Here is a 17153-nt window from a genome sequence, read left to right on the forward strand (position 1 = left end):
GGACGGTCGCTAGGACGGCTCGGTCGAACCGTCCAGGTCGACGGCGGACAGCTCGACGGCCGACGGGTCGAGCGTCAGGCCCCACGGCGCGGGGTCGATCCCCTCGGCGGTGCACGCGGCGAGGTACGCCTCCCGCAGCTGCTCGCTGTCGGCGGCCGGGACGTACGACGCGGCGCGCCGGACCTCGAACTCGAGCGCGAACGCCGCGTCGTCCCCTGCCGCGAAGGCCCGCAGTGCGCTCGCGAGGTACCCGACGATCTCGTCGGACGGACCGCCGGTGGCGACGAGCAGCACCCCGAGGCGCGCGTCGATCCGTGCGGTGAGCTCGAGGTCGTCGAGGAACTCGACCGCGCGCGCGGCGTCCCGCAGCCACGCCAGGCCGCGCTCGGGCGACTCCTCAGCCTCGCGCATGCCCAGCCACAGGTTGACCTGCCCCCGGGTCGACGGGTCCGGGTGCTCGGCGGCCTCCGCGAGCGCCTCGAACGCGTCGAGCGGCCGGCCGGCGTTGTCGTACGCGGTCGCCGCGGCCATCGCCGACGTCAGATAGGGCGACCAGTCCTCCCGCGCGAGCAGCTCGTGCAGCAGGCGCGCCTCGGTCGCCCGGCCCGCGTCCACCGCGGCGGCGAGCTGGCCGCGCAGCACCTCGTGCAGCGCGTACGACGACTCGGGGTCGAACGCGGTTCCGACGAGCAGGCGGTAGGCGTCCGCCGCCTGCTCGAACGCCCCCGCCTCGCGGGACAGCCGCGCCTGCACCGCGAGCAGCGCGGTCAGCGCGTCGGTGTCCGCGCCGTAGCGCTCGGCGAGCTGTCCGAGCTGCGCGTCGTCCTCCGGCGGCTCGACCCCCGCACCGGAGACGAGCGCCCGCGCGCGCTCAAGGGTCTCGGCCACGGAACGGGTCGCCGCCTCCTGTGCGAGCAGTGCCTGCGCGTCGATCCACAGCTCGGCGGCGTCGAGCAGCTCGCCGGCGTGGGCGGCCCGCTGCGGCAGCTCGGCGGCGTGCGCGAGCGCCTCCGCGTCCCGGCCGAGCGTCGCCTCCGCGAGGACCAGCGTGGCGAGCCGCTCGGCGGTGTCCGGCAGCCCGAGCAGGTGCAGGTCGCGTTCGACCTCCTGCGAGCGCCCGAGGATCGCGAGCGCCTCGGCGCGGCGCAGCGCGCGGTAGGGGTCGAGCGGTTCCAGGGCCGCGAGCTCGGCGAGCGCGGCCCGCGCCTCCTCGAAGCGCCCCTGCCGCACGAGGAGCCCCCAGCGCACGCCCAGCACCATCGCGGGGTCCCACACGTCCGGATCCACCGCACCGAGGTCCGCGCTCGCGCCCGTCAGCTCTCCCACCTCCTTGCGGCACCACGCGCGCAGCAGGATCTGGACGCCGCGCGGTTCCTCGCCGAGCCCCTCGAGGTAGGCGAGCGCCTCGGCCGGCTGGTGGGCCCGCACGAGGTCGACGAAGCGTTCGTTGCTCGCCTCGCCCTGCGTCGGGTCGAGCTCCAGGGCGCGGCCGCGCGCGTCCCGGGCGGCCACCGTGAGCCCGACCGAGTGCAGGAGACGCGCCAGGGTCGCCCACGTCGCCGCGTCGCCCGGGTCGAGCAGGGCCGCCTTCTCCGCGCGCTGGAGCGCACGCCACCGCAGGCCGGGGACCGGCGGCAGCGCGAACGGGTCCTCGGGCGGTTCGGCCGCGGGCCGGACGGCGTCGAGGTCCTCGGCGATGTTGGCGCCGCTCCAGTACACCCACGCGTGCTCGGTGCCCGGTGACGTGCCGTCCGCCGACATCCGCGTCGTCCACGACTGCCACGCCTCCTCCGCCGCGCCGGCAGCGTCGAGGTCGGGGCGGGTCTCGCCGACCCAGCCGCGCAGACGCAGCGCCTCCGCGAGGTACCAGCCGGCCAGGGCGTTCGGTCGCTCGGTGTCCAGGAGCCCGCGCAGCAGGCCGATCGCCGCGTCGAGCCGCTCGGCGTCGCCGAGCCCGCCCCACACGTCGCGCTTCGCGACCTCGAGCTCGGCCTCGTCGAGGAGCGCGCGCGACGCGCCCAGCTCCCGCAACGCGGCGGCGCGCACCCGGTGCACCTGTTCGTCCGGATAGGTCTCCGGACCGCGGACCCCGCGGCTCAACGCCTCGTCACAGGCCCCGAGCGCCTCGGCCGCGAGACCGGCCCGCAGCCGGGCGACCGCGAGCTCACGCAGGTACAGCCCGCTCTCCTGGCGCAGGTTGACGCGTTCGGCGAACAGGAGACGCCGGACGCCCCACTGCGCGAACGCGTCCCGGTAGAGCTCGGCGGCGGCCGCGACCTCACCCTGCGCCTCCGCCACGAGGGCCAGCGCGAGCGCGCCGTCGCCGCCGTTGGCGTCGTCCTCCGCCACGGCGGCCGCGTGCCGCGCCGCCTCCTCGACCGCGCCCCGCCACAGCAGCGCGGCGGCGAGCTCGCACCGCACGCGCGGACCCGGGTGCTCGTCGAGGTAGGCGGCCAGCCCTGCCTCCGCCTCCTCGTTGCGCTCGAGGAACATCAGCGCGAACGCGCACAGCACGGCGAGCTGGGCCCCCGCGTCCGACGTCGGCGTCCCTCGTCGTGCGTTCGGTGCCAGCCAGGTGCGGAGCGACTCGAACCGCACGACCACGTCGTGCCAGTCGTGCATGGCGATGGCCGGCGCGATGCCGCCGAGCACCGCCAGCAGGTCGTCGTCCCGGCCCGCGAGCTCGACGTCCGCGCGGTCGTCGTCGAGCGCGTCCCGCACGGTGCGCACGAGCTCGCTCGCCACCGCGAACCCCGCCGTCACCGCGGTGTCGGCGTACTCCTCGACGAGCAGGCCGTCCGCCCGTCGGGCGTCGCGCAGGCGCATGCGGCGGATCCGGTCGGCCGTCGTCCGGAGCCCTTCGTCGGAGAACCGTCGCCGCGACGACTCGACCTCTGTCGCCGCGTCGCAGCGCGCGACGAGCTCGTCGAGCCTGGCCTGCAGACCGACGGCCGTCCGCCGGAGCTCACGCAGCTCGTCGAGGCCCCCGACGCGCTCCAGCAACGTCGAGATGGACACCGCGAGCGCGTCGTCCACCGCCTCCGTGCCGCCGCGCAGCGTCGTCGTGACGGCCGCCGGCACCGTCGCCTCGCTCATGTATCCACCTTGTCGTGCGGCCCACCGCCCAGCACGAGCGCACCCGGTACGAGGGTGACGAGCACGGGGAACGACCAGTGCCGACGCCCCTGAGCCAGCAGCCGGCGGCCCTTCTGGACCGCGACGTGCACGGGCAACCCCTCGCCGACCCGGCGGTAGAACTCCTCGAAGAAGGCGCGCGCCGCGTCGGCGTCGACCGGCAGCGGGAACGCGAGCACCGCGCGCACGCCGGCCGCCAGCAGGGTGGCGGCGAACACCGAGAGGTCCGGGGGCACCTCCGTGTCCGAGACGCGCACGGGCTGCAGCACGACGAGGGCGGGTTGGTCGTCGGCCTCGGCGAACGCCTCCGCCAGCTCCTCGACCGGCAGGCTCACGCGCGAGCTCCACGGGTAGTCGTCGACGTCGACGACGTCGATCGAGTTCTCGACGCGGGCGCGGGCGACCATGTGCAGGATCGTCGGGCCGGCCCGCAGCACGTCGCGCAGCGCGAGCGCGGTCGCGTGCTCGTCGCCCGACGACGGCATCAGCGTGACGGGGCCTGCGGCCTTCGCGAGCCGCACCACGTCGTCGGCCGCCTGACCCAGCAGGCGGTCCTCCTGGTCGCCGGGCGACCGGAAGACGGCGATCCGCGTCGGCCCCGGGATCGTCAGCGCCTCGGGGACGACGGCGCGCATGGTCCGCACCAGCGTCGTGCGCGGGTCGGCACCGAGCCAGACCGCGGCGGGGTCGGCCGCCCCGGTCCCGTTACCGGGCAGGTGCAGCGCCTCCCACGGCAGGTAGAGCAGGTCCTCGTCGACGTCGTCGCGGAAGTGCAGCGCGACGTCGAGCACCTGCGCGTCGTGCGTGAGCAGGTCGCGCAACCGCGCGCGCGCCTCGTCGTTCCACAGGGCTTTCGCGAGCGTCTCCCCGACGACCTGGGACTGCTGCGTCTGGGTCAGCCGGTTCGTGGCCTTCAGCATCCGGAACAGCTTCGCGACGTCCGGCCGCAGGGTGTTGAGGTCGATGCGGAACTCGTCGGCCCAGTCGAGGTCCGGCGACGGCGAGGACAACGTGACGGTCCAGCGCTCCTCGACCTGGCCGATGTCGACGAGCAGCGTCCGCGACCCGACGGCCGGGAGCCGGTCCAGCCCGGCGAGCGTGTCGCGCTGCTGCGCCGTCATCCGGTCCCGCCAGCGGCGGTCCACCCGGCGCGCGTCGGAGTTCTCGAACCGGAGCCGGTCGAACGCGGTGAACGCCGCCTCGACCGGGACGGCCAGCCCACCGAGGGTCGACTCGACGTCACGCGACCGTCGGATCACGCCGACCACGGTGCCCGTGCGCAGGTCGAGCAGCGGCGCACCGCTCAGGCCCGACTGCACCTGACCCGCCTTGATCTTGAGCTGTCGCGGGGGGCCACCCTCCGGACCCTCGTAGCTGTAGGTCCCGGAGGTGCCCTCGGCCTTGGTCGGCGGGTAGCCGTAGGTGTACAGGTCGTCACCGATGCGCGGCACGTCCCCCAGCGACGCGACGGGTTGGTGCCCCCTCGTCGTGACGGTCAGCAGCGCGAGGTCGTTGCGCGTGTCGAGCAGCGGCGCGCTCAACGGCCGGGTCGACTCACCCGTGCGCGGGTCGACCACGTCGATGATCGCCCGGTCCCCCGGCCGCTCGAGCGCGCGCTTGACGACGTGGTGGCAGGTCAGGACCTTGCCAGGGGCGACGAGGAAACCCGTCCCGCTGACCTCGCTGTCGACGTCGATCCTGACGGTGGCCTGCCGCAGGAGGTCGGCGAGCTCGTCGCTCACTGCGGTTCCGGCGCGACCGGGTCGGAGCTCTTCCACAGGAGCCGGACCTGGAACGTGGCCGTGGCGCCGCCCTTCACGACGAGCGACGTCAGCCGCCCCGCCTCGACCGCGACGTCGAGCCCGAACGTCACCTCGGCCTCGTCGGGCCGGGCACGCCGCAGCGCGTCCGTCATGGCACGCGCGACACGACCCACCGACTCGGTGAGGTCGCTGAACGCGAGGACGTCGCCGAGCGCGGAGACGTCCTGCTCGCGGTCGCCTCCCCGGGCGACGACCTCGATCTTGACTGGCGGAGCTCCGGCCTCGAGCTCCGCGGTGACGACCCGGTCCATCTCGACCCCGCCCCTCCGGAGGTGATTGCGACCTTTCGGACACGCTACTCTCGCGCGGTCCGTGGGGGCACGGGTGAGATCGACCGGGTCGTCCAGCGGTCGTCGAGCGGTGTGGTCAGACCTTGCGGCGGTAGGCGCGCAGCGCGAGCGGCATGAACACCGCGACCAGGCCGACGCACCACGCCAGCGTCCACCACACGTGGTTGCCCATCGGCGTACCGAGGAACAGCCCCCGCATCGAGCCGACGAGGTGCGTCAGCGGGTTCACCGCGACGAAGCCCTGCATCCAGCCGGGCAGGTCGGAGGTCTCGACGAAGACGTTCGAGCCGAACGACAGCGGCATGATGATGAGGAACATCACGCCCTGCACGGCGCCCGAGGTCCGCACGAGCATGCCGACCCACACGCTGACCCAGCTCAGGCACACGGCGAACAGCACGGCCAGCAGGCAGCCGGCGGTCGCCTGCAGCGCGTTCGTCTGGATCCGGAAGCCCATCGCGTAGCCGGTCAGCAGCGTGACGACCGTGACGATCACGTAGCGCACGATGTCGCCCGTGACGGCGCCGAGCAGCGGCGCGACGCGCGGGATGGGCAGCGACTTGAAGCGGTCGAAGATGCCCTTCTCGATGTCGGTGTTGAGGTTCACGCCGATCGCGATCGCGCCCATCGCGATCGTCTGGCCGAGGATCCCGGGCAGCAGGAACTGCAGGTACTGGCTCGTCGAGCCGGCCACCGCGTTGCCGAAGATCGTCACGAAGATCGCGAGGAAGATGATCGGCTGCAGCGTGACGTCGATGAGCGCCTCGGGCGTGCGCCAGGTCTTGATGAGCGAGCGCTTGGTGAGCGCCAGCGAGTGCCGCACCAGCGGGAACGGACGGCTCGGCGCCGCCGCCCTCACCTGCGGGCCCGAGCCGGTGGCCGGGCGGTCCAGGGTCGCGGTCGTGGTCATGCCGCCACCTCCTTCGTGGTCTGCGCCGCGTCGTCCGAGGACGCCGTGCGGCCGGTGAGCGTGAAGAACACCTCGTCGAGGCTCGGCAGGTGCAGGGAGAGCTCGGTCACCGCGATGCCCGCGGAGCCGAGGCGCGCGACGGTCGCCGCGAGCGCCGCGTCGTCGGCCACGGGGACCGCGAGCATGCCCTTGCGCAGCTCGTCGGCCGCACCACCCGTGCTGACCTGCGACAGGATCGTCGCGGTCTCGGCGAGCCGGGCCGGGTCGGCCGGACGGACCTCGAGCGTCTGGCCGCCGACGACGCGCTTGAGGCCCTCGGGGGTGTCGTGCGCGATGACTCGACCGTGGTCGATGACCGTGATCTCGTCCGCGAGCGCGTCCGCCTCCTCGAGGTACTGCGTCGTGAGCAGCACCGTGGAGCCGTCGGTGACGAGCGAGCGCACGACGTCCCACATGTCCTCGCGCTTGGCGGGGTCCAGGCCGGTCGTCGGCTCGTCGAGGAAGATCACGTCCGGGCGTCCGACGAGCGAGGCGGCGAGGTCGAGGCGACGTCGCATGCCGCCGGAGTAGGTCTTCGCCGGCCGGTCGGCGGCCTCGGTGAGGTCGAACCACTCGAGCAGCTCGACCGCCCGGGCGCGGGCGCCGCGGCGACCCAGCTCGAGCAGCGTGCCGAACAGCACGAGGTTCTGGCGGCCCGTGAGGTCCTCGTCGACCGAGGCGTACTGGCCGGTGAGGCCGATCGAGTGCCGCACGCGTTCGGCGTCGCGCTGGACGTCGAAGCCGTTGATGCGCGCGGTGCCGGCGTCGGGCTGCAGCAGCGTGGACAGGATGCGCACGGCGGTGGTCTTGCCGGCGCCGTTGGGGCCGAGGACACCGAGCACGGTGCCCCGGGGGACGACGAGGTCGACGCCCTGCAGCGCCCTCGTCGTGCCGAAGTTCTTGACGAGGCCCTCGGCCTCGATCACCAGGTCTGATGTGGTCATGGGACCACCTTCGGCCGCAGCGCTGACACCGCGCCGACATGCGACCGACAGCGGACCGACAAGGAGACGGGCTCAGCCGCAGGTCGGGGCCGTCGTCGTGCCCGGCGAGGGCGTCGCGCGGACCGTCGGCGTCGCGCGATCCGTCGGCGTCGCGCGGACCGTGGGCCCCGACGCGCGCGGACGTGGCCTGGGGGAAGCGGTGGGCCGGTCCGTGAGCGGCTCGTCGGCGAGGAGCCTGGCCCAGAGCTGATCGGCGGCCGTCGTCCACACGACCCGGTTGCGGTTCTGGCGCGCCTCGGTGACCGGGACCATCACGCGCTCGATCACGTCGAGGTCGCGCAGGCTGTAGGCGAGGCCGAGCACGGTCCGCGGGTCCGCCAGCGCAGGGCTGACGCTGAGCGACCGCGCGACCGCGTCGAGGACGCGGAGCAGCTCGACCGGGTCGCGCAGCAGGTCCTCGGAGCGCACCTGGGCGCCGAGCGCGTCGATCATCTGCTGCTGGCGGGCGATCCGGGCGAGGTCCGAACCGAGCTCCAGGCCGTTCCCCTTGCCTGTCCGTGCCCGCAGGAACTGGATCGCGGTCCGCCCGTCCAGGTGGTTCCAGCCCGCGTCGAGCACCAGGTGCCCCGCCTTCGGCGACTCCATGCGCTCCGGGAGGCAGAGGTCGAGCCCGTCCAGCTCGTCGATCACGGCCGCGACGCCGTCCATCTTGACGACGACGCTCGCATCGATCAGCACGCCCGTGCTCTGCTCGACCGTCCTGATCACGCACGCGGCTCCCGACGCGAGGTCCTCCGTCGGGCCGCCGCCGAACCACAGCGCGTCGTTGAAGATGTGCGCGCGGACCGCGGTGCTGCTCGTGCCGTCCGGGCGCAGGCAGGCCGGGATGTCGACCAGCGAGTCTCGCGGGATGGAGACCACCGAGACGCGCGTCCGGTCGGCCGAGACGTGCACGACCATCGTCGTGTCGTTGTGCATGCCGCCGACCGGCCCGCCGATCTGCTCGTTCTCGCCGTCGCGCATGTCGGTGCCGACCACGAGCACGTTGACGGCCCGACCCCCGAAGCCGTCCGACGGCAGCACCGGCGCGCCGGCTCCGGTGGTCGACGTGGGACGCGGGCCGGCCAGGTACCGGTCGACGTCCGCGACCTCCATGGAGCCGCGCAGCCGGTGCGCGGCCGTCGCGACGGCCGCGCACGAGAACGCCAGGGCGCCGACGACGACGAGGCCCGCGACCCGCCACCCCCGACGGCGCCGCGACGGACCGCGGGCGTGCCGCGCGACGGCGGCCGCGGCGCCGTCTTCCTGCAGGTCACGAGAGTGACGCGGACTGCTCACGTCGCGACGCTAGCGACGCCGGCGACCGCCCGGGGCGCCGCGGTGCGCAGGTTCGGCGCAGGGTTGCGGGGCGGTTCGTGAACGTTCGGCGCAGGCCTGCCCGCGTCCGCTCACGCAGGTCCCGTCGCGGCGGCGACGAACCGCTCCAGCAGCCGTCGGACCGTCTCCGGATCGAGCCGAACCGGATCGGTCTGGCGCGGGTCGGTCTGGCGCGGATCGGTCGGGCCCTCCGACGTCGCCAGCTCGGGCGCGTCCTCGACGAGTCCCGCCCGCTCGGCCGCGAGGAGCGCCGCGCCCGCCGCGACCGCCTGCCCCTCGGCGACCAGGTCCACGGGGACCGGCGAGCACCACCGTTTGAGCGCCGCCCACGCGGGGTTGGCGATGAGGGGTCCACCGAGCGCTCGCAGCGCCACCGGGGGTCGGCCCGCGAGCCGCGACTGCTCCTCGAGCATCCAACGGGCGTGCAGGACGGCACCGAGCAACACGCCGCGCACGGCGGCGACCGGGTCCGCCGGGACGGCGCCCACCGGCCGCAGCGTCGCCGAGGGGTCGGGGTGGGGCGTCTGGCGGCCGTGCACGTACGGCAGCACGACGAACGGCTCGGCGCCCGGGCCCACCGCCCGGACCAGTTCGTCGTCGACCACCGACGCCCGCCGCAGCAGGTCGGCGACCCGTCGCGCACGCTCGTCGGACGCACGCTCGTCGGACGCAGGTCCGTCGCCCGGGCCGACGACGCGCTCGAGCCACGCGGTGACCGCCCCACCCGCGCTCGACGATCCGGCGACGAGCGCCGCGAGGTCGCCACGGACGGTGCGCACCAGGCTCATCCCCGCCGCGGCGACCTGCGCCGGGGCGGGATCGGCGGCCAGGACGGTGCACACCACCTCCGCGGTGCCGACCGAGTCGGCGACCTGTCCGGGCGCGCGCACGCCGGCGGCGAACGCGCCGACGGCATGGTCGTGGCCCGCGACCGTCACCGGGAGGCCGGCCGCGAGGTGCGGGAGCCCGGCCCTCGTCGGGACGCTCTCACCGGGGGCGAGGACCCGCGGCACGTGCGCGGACGTGAGCGCGACGGCGGCCAGCAGCTCGGGATCGAGACCGGCCGGGAGCGCACCCGGCCGACCCAGCCGGTACGCCATCGTGCGGCCGGCCAGCGTGTGGTCCGTGACGAGCGCACCCGTCAGCCGGAGCGCCACCAGGTCTGCGGCGCCGGCCCACCGCCCGCCCGCGTGCAGCGCGTCCGGCCGGTGCTCGCGCAGCCACGCCCACGTCGCGAGCGGCACCTTGGCCGACGCGCGCACCCCCGTCGCGGCGAACAGCTCGGCGCGCCCGAGGGTCGCCGCGAGCCGGTCGGCCTGTGCACCGGCGCGGTGGCCGTCCCAGCGCAGCCAGTCGCCGCGCGGCTCGTCGTCGGGCCCGAGCACGACGCCCGTCTCGGCCATCGACGCGATCCCGACCGCGGCGGGCGCGGGTCCCGCGGGCAGCACCCGGGCGAGCAGGTCGTCGAGCACGGGACCGAGGAGTGCGGCCGGCGGGGTCGGCGCGGACGCGACCGCGAGCGCCCGGCCGGTCCCGACGTCGACGAGCACGACCTTGGTGTTGGTGGTGCCGACGTCGATGCCGAGCGCGGTGAGCACGCGCCCATTGTGGCGACACGTGCACGAACGCGCGGGGAGGAACCTGTCCGGACCTCGTCGCGACGTCCGGCTCGGTGCAGCCCACGTTCGGGACCGGCGACCGGCGTCGGGCCCGTGGTCACGGTCGTTCAGCGGCCGTCGGTCGCGGTGCCCGGGCTGGTCACGGTGGTGGCGCTGGTCGCGATGCTGGTGCTGGTCGCGACGCTGGCGCTGGTCGCGATGGCCTTCGTCCCGACCGGGCGCGCCAGCCCGACGGCGACGGCCACGGACGACACGCAGACGAGTGCGCCCAGCACCGGCCAGCCGCCCGTCGTGGCCAGCACGCCGGCGGCGAGCGACCCGACGACCTGAGCCGCCGTGCCGATCAGCTCCGCCACGGGCTGGACCCGGCCACGCTCGGCGGGCCGGTAGGACGCCGCGACCATCGCCGAGCCGCCGCTGGACGCGAGGTTCCAGCCGACGCCGACGAGCGTCATCGCCACCAGGAACGCCCACGTGTCGGTCCATGCCGTCGCGGCACCCGCGCCGACGAGGACGACCGCACCGATCGCGGCCACGCGCCGCTCGCCCAGGCGACCGATCCACCGCGCGACGAGCAGGCCCGGCGCGAACATGCCGACCATGTGCAGCTGCACCGCGAGCGCCGCCTGCCCCTCCGAGTGGCCCATGTCCATCCCGGCGACCGGGCCGGCGGTCATCAGCCCCGTCATCGTCACGGCCGCCAGCGCCGTGGCCGCGACGCCGAGCACCAGGACGGGCTGGCGCCACAGGTCACGTCGCGGGCGGGCCTTCGCCGCGGGCTCGTCGGCGGCGGCCGGACGCGGGCCCGCGAGGTGTGCGAGGTCACGCGGCAGGCGCAGGTTCCACAGCGCTGCTGCGCCCGCGAACACCGCGACGAGCAGGTAGGACGCGACGTACGGGCGGGTGCCCAGGTCGCGGACCGCGGTGGCCAGGAACGGGCCGACGAGCGCCGCGACGAGGCCCCCGGCGAGCAGGGTGGTCACCGCGCGGGCGCGTCCGGACGGGTTCGCCTCGGCGGCGGCGTACCGGTAGTAGCCCGCGCCCGCCTGGTAGACGCCGACGAGCGCCGTGCCGACGCAGAACAGCGCGAACGAGTGCCGGTGCACGGCGTACGCGGAGACGAGCCCGGCGACGACCGCCGTGACCGGAACGGCCGCGAACACGCGGCGGTACCCGGCGCGCCCGATCCAGCGCGAGATGCCGAACGTCGAGAGCGCCGCGACCACGGGGATGAGGCTGAACGGGAGGGTCGCCAGCGCACGCGTCGGTGCGAGGTGCACGCCGACGATGCCCGTCAGGGTCAGGTCGATCGAGATGCCGAACGTGTAGAGCGACTGTGCGGGGAGCAGTCGCCGCGTCACGCGCGGGCCGTCGACCTGCGCGGCGGGTGCGGTCATGGCGGCGGGGGACGCGGCGGGGGAGGCGGCGAGGTTCACGCGACCACTGTCGCGGCGGCCTGCAGCCCACGACGAGTGGCCAGAATGCCGACCTGCGCTAGATTCCTGCCATGCCCGTCCCGACTCCCCGCCACGACCCGGTCGCGCGGCACGAGGTCGCCGTCCTCGCGCTGCCCGAGGTGCTCGCGATGGAGGTGGGGATGCCGTTCCAGATCCTCACCAGCCGGACCGCGGACCGGTACCGCGTCACGCTGTGCGGGCGCGTGCGCGGCCCGGTGCCGACCTCCGGCGGCTACGCGGTGGTGGCCACCGCCGGGCTCGAGGCCCTGGCGACGGCCGACACGATCGTCGTCCCCGCGTCCGAGCGCACGCACGAGCCGCCGCCGGACGACGTGCTCGACGCGCTGCGGGCCGCCCACGCGCGCGGGGCACGCCTCGTCTCGATCTGCGTGGGTGCGTTCGTGCTCGCCGCGGCCGGCCTGCTCGACGGGCGACGGGCGACCACGCACTGGGCGCACGCCGAGCGCCTCGCCGCGACATTCCCGCGCGTGCTCGTCGACCCGGACGTGCTGTTCGTCGACGAGGGTGACGTGATCACGTCGGCGGGGGTCGCGTCGGGGATCGATGTCTGCCTCCACCTGCTGCGCACCGATCATGGCGCCGCCGTCGCCAACGAGGTCGCGCGCGCGATCGTCGCGCCGCCGCACCGGGACGGCGGGCAGGCGCAGTACATCGCGCGGGCCGTGCCCGAGCCCGCCGCCACCAGCCTCGCGACGACGCGGCAGTGGGCGATGGACCGGCTCGGCGAGCCGCTCGTCGTGGCCGACCTCGCCCGGCACGCCCGCGTCTCCGAACGGACGCTGGCGCGCGCGTTCGCCGCCGAGACCGGTTCGTCGCCGCTGCGCTGGCTCACCGCCGCCCGCGTGGATCGAGCCCGCGAGCTGCTGGAACGAACCACCTGGGGCACCGACCGGATCGCCGCCGAGTGCGGGCTCGGGACCGCCGCGAACATGCGGCTGCACTTCCACCGCCGGGTCGGTGTCAGCCCGTCCGAGTATCGCCGGACCTTCGTGCTGCCGCCGTCCCGCTAGGGTCGACGCGGCGTGCGGTCGCCGGGCCGCAGCGAAGGGAGTGGACGACGTGGCGTTCCTGGTCTCGACGATGAACGACGCACCGGGCTACCGGGTCGACGCCATCCTCGGCGAGGTGACCGGCCTGACCGTGCGGACGCGGCACATCGGTGTGCAGTTCGGGGCGGGCTTGAAGTCGATCGTCGGCGGCGAGCTCAGGGGCTTGACCCAGCAGCTCCAGGAGAGCCGCGACGAGGCGATGCAGCGGCTCGTCCAGCAGGCGCAGCTGCGCGGCGCCAACGCGGTGCTGGCGATGCGGTTCGACGGGAACGACCTCGGCAACGGCTACCAGGAGGTCGTCGCGTACGGCACGGCGGTGGTCATCTCCCAGGTCTGATCGGCCCGCCGCAGGCCCGCGAGGGCGTCAGCGCGACGGACGCCAGAGCACGAGCGCCCCGGACTCCGCGACCTGTCGGGTGGCGCGTGCGGGGCGCCGGACCGCGACCACGTCGCCGGTGCGGTCGGCCGTGAACACGCGTCGGCCAGGTTCGACGTAGGCGCGCAGGTAGTCGACCTGCCGCTGCAGCCGCTCCACCTCGGACTCGAGCTCGAGGATCCGCTTGATACCCGCGAGGTTCACGCCCTCGTCCTGCGAGAGCCGCTGCACCTCGCGCAGTGTCGCAACGTCACGCAGCGAGTAGCGCCGGCCCCGGCCCGCGGTCCGTCGCGGTGAGACCAGGCCGAGCCGGTCGTACTGGCGCAGCGTCTGCGGGTGCATCCCGGCCAGCGTCGCGGCCGCGGAGATGACGAACTGCGGGGTGTCCTCGAGCGCCACGGGTCACCTCCGCTCCGGGTGCGCGCGGGCCGTCACGTGCGGGCCTGCGCGATCAGGTCGGCGCGCGGATCCTCCGACGACGTCGCGATGCCGAACGCCTGCACGGCCTCCCGCGCCGCGGGCGTCAGCCGCTGCGGGACGACCACCTGCACCGTGACCAGCAGGTCGCCGGGGCCCTTGGCGTTCGGCACCCCCCGGCCCCGGACGCGCAGCGTGCGGCCCGACGGCGTGCCCTCCGGCACCTTGACGCGCACCGTCGTGCCGTCGAGGGTCGGCACCTCGATCGTCGCGCCGAGCGCTGCCTCGTCGAACGCGACCGGGACGGTGATGCGCAGGTTCGCGCCGTCGAGCGCGAACACGGGGTGCGGCGCGACGCGCACGGTCACGACGAGGTCGCCCGCGGGAGCCCCCGCCTGACCCGGGCGACCCTTGCCGGGCAGCCGGATCTTCTGGCCGTCGCGCACCCCGGCGGGCAGGCGCGCGTTGACCGTGCGCCCCTCGACCGACAGCGAGACCGTCGAACCCTCGACCGCCTGCCGGAACGGCAGGTCGACGACGGCCGCGAGGTCGGCGCCAGGCCGCGGTCCCGGCTGGAAGCCGCCACCCCCGCCCCCGCCGAACATGCCGCCCAGGAGGTCCTCGAACCCGGCGCCGCCCGTCGAGTACCGGATGCGCGTGCCTCCACCACCGGCCCCGCCGCCGCCGAACATGCCGCCCAGGATGTCCTCGAACCCGCCCGCACCCCGACCACCCGCGGTGAACCGCGCGCCGCCGGTCATCGCGCGGAGCTGGTCGTACTGCTCGCGCTGCTCGGCATCGGAGAGCACCGCGTACGCCTCGCCGATGCGCTTGAACTCCGCCTCGGCCGCCGGGTCGTCGGGGTTGTGGTCGGGGTGCTTGGTCCGCGCGAGCTTGCGGTACGCCTTCTTGATCGTCGCGGCGTCCGCGTCCTTGGGGACGCCGAGGACCGCGTAGAAGTCCTTCTCGATCCAGTCCTGCCCGGTCACGGCGCCTCCCTCCTCGTCATCGTCGTCCGTCGGCTCGTCGTCAGTCCTCCGGGTCCACCACGGCGACCCGCGCCGCGCGCAGGATCCGCTCGCCCATGCGGTAGCCCGGCTGGAGCACCATCTGCACCGTCGAGGTCGTGACCTCCGACGAGTGCGCGTGCATCAGAGCCTCGTGCACCGCGGGGTCGAACTCCTCGCCCGCCGCGCCGTAACGCTCCACGCCGTAGCGGCCGAGCGTCGCCTCGAGCTTGTCCGCGATCGACGCGAACGGCCCCTCGGCGAGATCGCCGTGCTGACGCGCGAGCTCGATGTCGTCGAGCACCGGGATGAGCGCCTCCGCGACGGTCGCGATGCCGCGGTCGTGCGCGACGAGCGCCTCGGACTTCGAGCGCTTCACGTACGACGAGTACTGCTGCTCGAGGTTGAAGTACGCGGCGTTGGCCCGCTGCAGCTCCTCGAGCCGCTCCGCGGCCAGCTTCTGCGTCTCGATCAGCCCCTCGAGGACCACGCTCTCCTCCGCCGCCGCGGCGACGGACTCCGCCTCGGCGAGCACCGCCTCCTCGTCGGACACGGGCTGCTCGCGCACCTCACCGGTCTCGGGATCGATCCGGCGCTTGTCGGTGAACCGGGGGGCGTCCCCCGAGCCCTGCTCGGGCTCGGGGGTCGCGGTGGGGTCGGTCACTTCTCGTCCTCGTCCACGATCTCTGCGTCCACCACGTCGTCGTCCTGCGACGAGGGCGCGTCGGACGGCTCGTCGTCGGCGGCCGCCGGCTCCGACTGGGCCTGCGAGTACAGCGCCTCGCCGATCTTCTGGGCGGACGTCGACAGCGCCGACGTCGCGGCCTTCACCGCGTCGGTGTCGGTGCCCTCGAGCGCCTTCTTCAGGTCGTCGACCTTGGACTGCACCTCGGTCGTGACGTCCTCCGGCAGCTTCTCGCGGTTCTCGACGAGCAGCTTCTCGGTGGAGTAGACCAGCTGCTCCGCGCTGTTGCGGGCCTCGGCCTCCTCGCGCCGCTTGGCGTCCTCGGCCGCGTGCTCCTCGGCCTCCTTGACCATGCGGTCGATGTCCTCCTTGGGCAGGGCCGAGCCGCCGGTGATCGTCATCGACTGCTCCTTGCCCGTGCCGCGGTCCTTGGCGGACACGTGCACGATGCCGTTCGCGTCGATGTCGAACGTGACCTCGATCTGCGGCATGCCGCGCGGCGCCGGCGCGATGCCGGTCAGCTCGAACGTGCCCAGCGGCTTGTTGTCCCGCGCGAACTCGCGCTCGCCCTGGAACACCTGGATCAGCACCGACGGCTGGTTGTCCTCGGCCGTCGAGAAGATCTCGCTGCGCTTGGTCGGGATCGCGGTGTTGCGCTGGATGAGCTTGGTCATCACGCCGCCCTTGGTCTCGATGCCGAGGCTCAGCGGGGTGACGTCGATGAGCAGGACGTCCTTGCGGTCGCCCTTCATGACGCCCGCCTGCAGCGCGGCACCCACGGCGACGACCTCGTCGGGGTTGACGCCCTTGTTGGGCTCGCGCCCGCCCGTGAGCTCCGTGACGACCTCCGTCACCGCGGGCATACGGGTCGAGCCGCCGACGAGCACGACGTGGTCGATGTCCGCGAGCGCGATCCCCGCGTCGCGGATCACCGCGTTGAACGGCGCCTTGGTGCGGTCGAGCAGGTCCTTGGTCATGTCCTGGAACTTGGCCCGCGTGAGCTTGGTGTCCAGGTGGATCGGGCCGTTCTCGCTCATCGACAGGTACTGCATCGAGATGTTGGTGCTGGTAGCCGACGAGAGCTCCTTCTTGGCCTGCTCCGCCGCCTCACGCAGCCGCTGCAGCGCGATCTTGTCCTTCGACAGGTCCACGCCGCTGCTGTTCTTCACCTCGGCGACCAGGAAGTCGACGATCCGCTGGTCCCAGTCGTCGCCACCGAGGTGGTTGTCGCCGGAGGTCGCCCGGACCTCGATCGTCGAGAAGCCGTCGTCGTCCTTGCCGATCTCCAGGAGGGACACGTCGAACGTGCCGCCACCGAGGTCGAAGACGAGGATGAGCTCGTCCTCCTTGCCCTTCTCCAGGCCGTACGCGAGCGCGGCCGCCGTGGGCTCGTTGATGATGCGCAGGACGTTGAGGCCCGCGATGGCGCCGGCGTCCTTGGTCGCCTGGCGCTGCGCGTCGTTGAAGTACGCCGGGACCGTGATGACGGCCTCCGTGACGGGCTCGCCCAGGTAGGACTCCGCGTCCCGCTTGAGCTTGCCCAGCACGCGCGCGGAGATCTCCTGCGACGTGTACTTCTTGTCGTCGATCTCGACCGACCAGTCCGAGCCCATGTGACGCTTGACGGACGAGATGGTGCGGTCGACGTTGGTGACGGCCTGGCGCTTGGCGATCTCGCCCACCAGGACCTCACCGGTCTTGGAGAACGCGACCACCGACGGCGTCGTGCGCGACCCCTCGGCGTTGGCGATGACGGTGGGCTCGCCACCCTCGAGGACGGAGACGACGGAGTTCGTCGTGCCCAGGTCGATGCCGACTGCTCGTGCCATGTGCTGTGCCTTCTTTCGTCTTCGGTGCTCTGGACGCTCTTGAGTCCGCTGCGCTCAACCTTGCACCCGGCTCCCCGGACCCTGCAAGTCGACGTTGCCAGACTTGAGTCGGTCAGGCTCAACCCTGCGCCCTGTCGAACCATTCCCGCCCGCCACCCGTCCGCGACTCGGACGC

14 protein-coding genes are annotated in these 17153 nt (G+C 74.1%); 2 read left to right on the forward strand and 12 right to left on the reverse strand.

What is annotated here, in order from left to right; translation table 11 throughout:
* Positions 1–9 precede the first annotated feature (9 nt).
* From CCO02nite_RS03390 to CCO02nite_RS03425, 8 genes are all read right to left on the reverse strand, one after another.
* Complete coding sequence (locus CCO02nite_RS03390) at positions 10–3096, reverse strand: tetratricopeptide repeat protein (protein ID WP_146841631.1); 3087 nt, start codon at positions 3094–3096, stop codon at positions 10–12.
* On the reverse strand, positions 3093–4877 hold the full coding sequence (locus CCO02nite_RS03395; protein WP_186812565.1) for a trypsin-like peptidase domain-containing protein: 1785 nt from the start codon (positions 4875–4877) through the stop codon (positions 3093–3095). Before CCO02nite_RS03395 ends, CCO02nite_RS03390 begins: the two co-directional genes overlap by 4 nt.
* Positions 4874–5209, reverse strand: a complete 336-nt coding sequence (locus CCO02nite_RS03400; RefSeq protein ID WP_146841633.1) for a CU044_2847 family protein — start codon at positions 5207–5209, stop codon at positions 4874–4876. The genes CCO02nite_RS03395 and CCO02nite_RS03400 overlap by 4 nt, the downstream gene beginning before the upstream one ends.
* Positions 5210–5324: 115 nt before the next feature.
* Complete coding sequence (locus CCO02nite_RS03405) at positions 5325–6158, reverse strand: ABC transporter permease (protein WP_146841634.1); 834 nt, start codon at positions 6156–6158, stop codon at positions 5325–5327.
* Entirely contained in the window at positions 6155–7141 is a 987-nt protein-coding gene (locus CCO02nite_RS03410) for an ATP-binding cassette domain-containing protein (RefSeq protein WP_146841635.1), read from the reverse strand. The genes CCO02nite_RS03405 and CCO02nite_RS03410 overlap by 4 nt, the downstream gene beginning before the upstream one ends.
* A gap of 72 nt (positions 7142–7213) precedes the next feature.
* Positions 7214–8479 (reverse strand): LCP family protein, encoded by a 1266-nt coding sequence (locus CCO02nite_RS03415; RefSeq protein WP_146841636.1) that lies wholly within the window; start codon positions 8477–8479, stop codon positions 7214–7216.
* A gap of 110 nt (positions 8480–8589) precedes the next feature.
* Complete coding sequence (locus CCO02nite_RS03420) at positions 8590–10116, reverse strand: FGGY-family carbohydrate kinase (RefSeq protein WP_146841637.1); 1527 nt, start codon at positions 10114–10116, stop codon at positions 8590–8592.
* Between the two features lie 128 nt (positions 10117–10244).
* On the reverse strand, positions 10245–11573 hold the full coding sequence (locus CCO02nite_RS03425) for an MFS transporter (RefSeq protein WP_146841638.1): 1329 nt from the start codon (positions 11571–11573) through the stop codon (positions 10245–10247).
* Between the two features lie 71 nt (positions 11574–11644).
* On the opposite strand from CCO02nite_RS03425, the gene CCO02nite_RS03430 reads away from it, so the two are divergent.
* Positions 11645–12625, forward strand: coding sequence for a GlxA family transcriptional regulator (locus CCO02nite_RS03430; RefSeq protein WP_146841639.1), 981 nt, complete (start codon positions 11645–11647; stop codon positions 12623–12625).
* Between the two features lie 49 nt (positions 12626–12674).
* Entirely contained in the window at positions 12675–13001 is a 327-nt protein-coding gene (locus CCO02nite_RS03435; protein ID WP_246117316.1) for a YbjQ family protein, read from the forward strand.
* Positions 13002–13028: 27 nt separating this feature from the next.
* Here CCO02nite_RS03435 and CCO02nite_RS03440 read toward each other — a convergent pair whose 3' ends face one another.
* The 4 genes from CCO02nite_RS03440 to dnaK all read right to left on the reverse strand — a co-directional run bounded on the left by CCO02nite_RS03440 (position 13029) and on the right by dnaK (position 16978).
* Positions 13029–13382 carry a heat shock protein transcriptional repressor HspR gene (locus CCO02nite_RS03440; RefSeq protein ID WP_146841800.1) on the reverse strand — a complete coding sequence of 118 codons (354 nt, stop codon included), beginning with the start codon at positions 13380–13382 and terminating at the stop codon, positions 13029–13031.
* Between the two features lie 89 nt (positions 13383–13471).
* Complete coding sequence (locus tag CCO02nite_RS03445) at positions 13472–14446, reverse strand: DnaJ C-terminal domain-containing protein (RefSeq protein WP_146841640.1); 975 nt, start codon at positions 14444–14446, stop codon at positions 13472–13474.
* Between the two features lie 40 nt (positions 14447–14486).
* The gene (locus CCO02nite_RS03450; RefSeq protein WP_146841641.1) at positions 14487–15128 is read right to left on the reverse strand and encodes a nucleotide exchange factor GrpE; all 642 of its coding nucleotides are present in this window, start codon (positions 15126–15128) and stop codon (positions 14487–14489) included.
* Positions 15125–16978, reverse strand: coding sequence for a molecular chaperone DnaK (gene dnaK, locus CCO02nite_RS03455; RefSeq protein WP_146841642.1), 1854 nt, complete (start codon positions 16976–16978; stop codon positions 15125–15127). The genes CCO02nite_RS03450 and dnaK overlap by 4 nt, the downstream gene beginning before the upstream one ends.
* Positions 16979–17153 lie beyond the last annotated feature (175 nt).

The sequence above is a fragment of the Cellulomonas composti genome, from assembly GCF_007990245.1.
Lineage (GTDB): Bacteria > Actinomycetota > Actinomycetes > Actinomycetales > Cellulomonadaceae > Cellulomonas > Cellulomonas composti.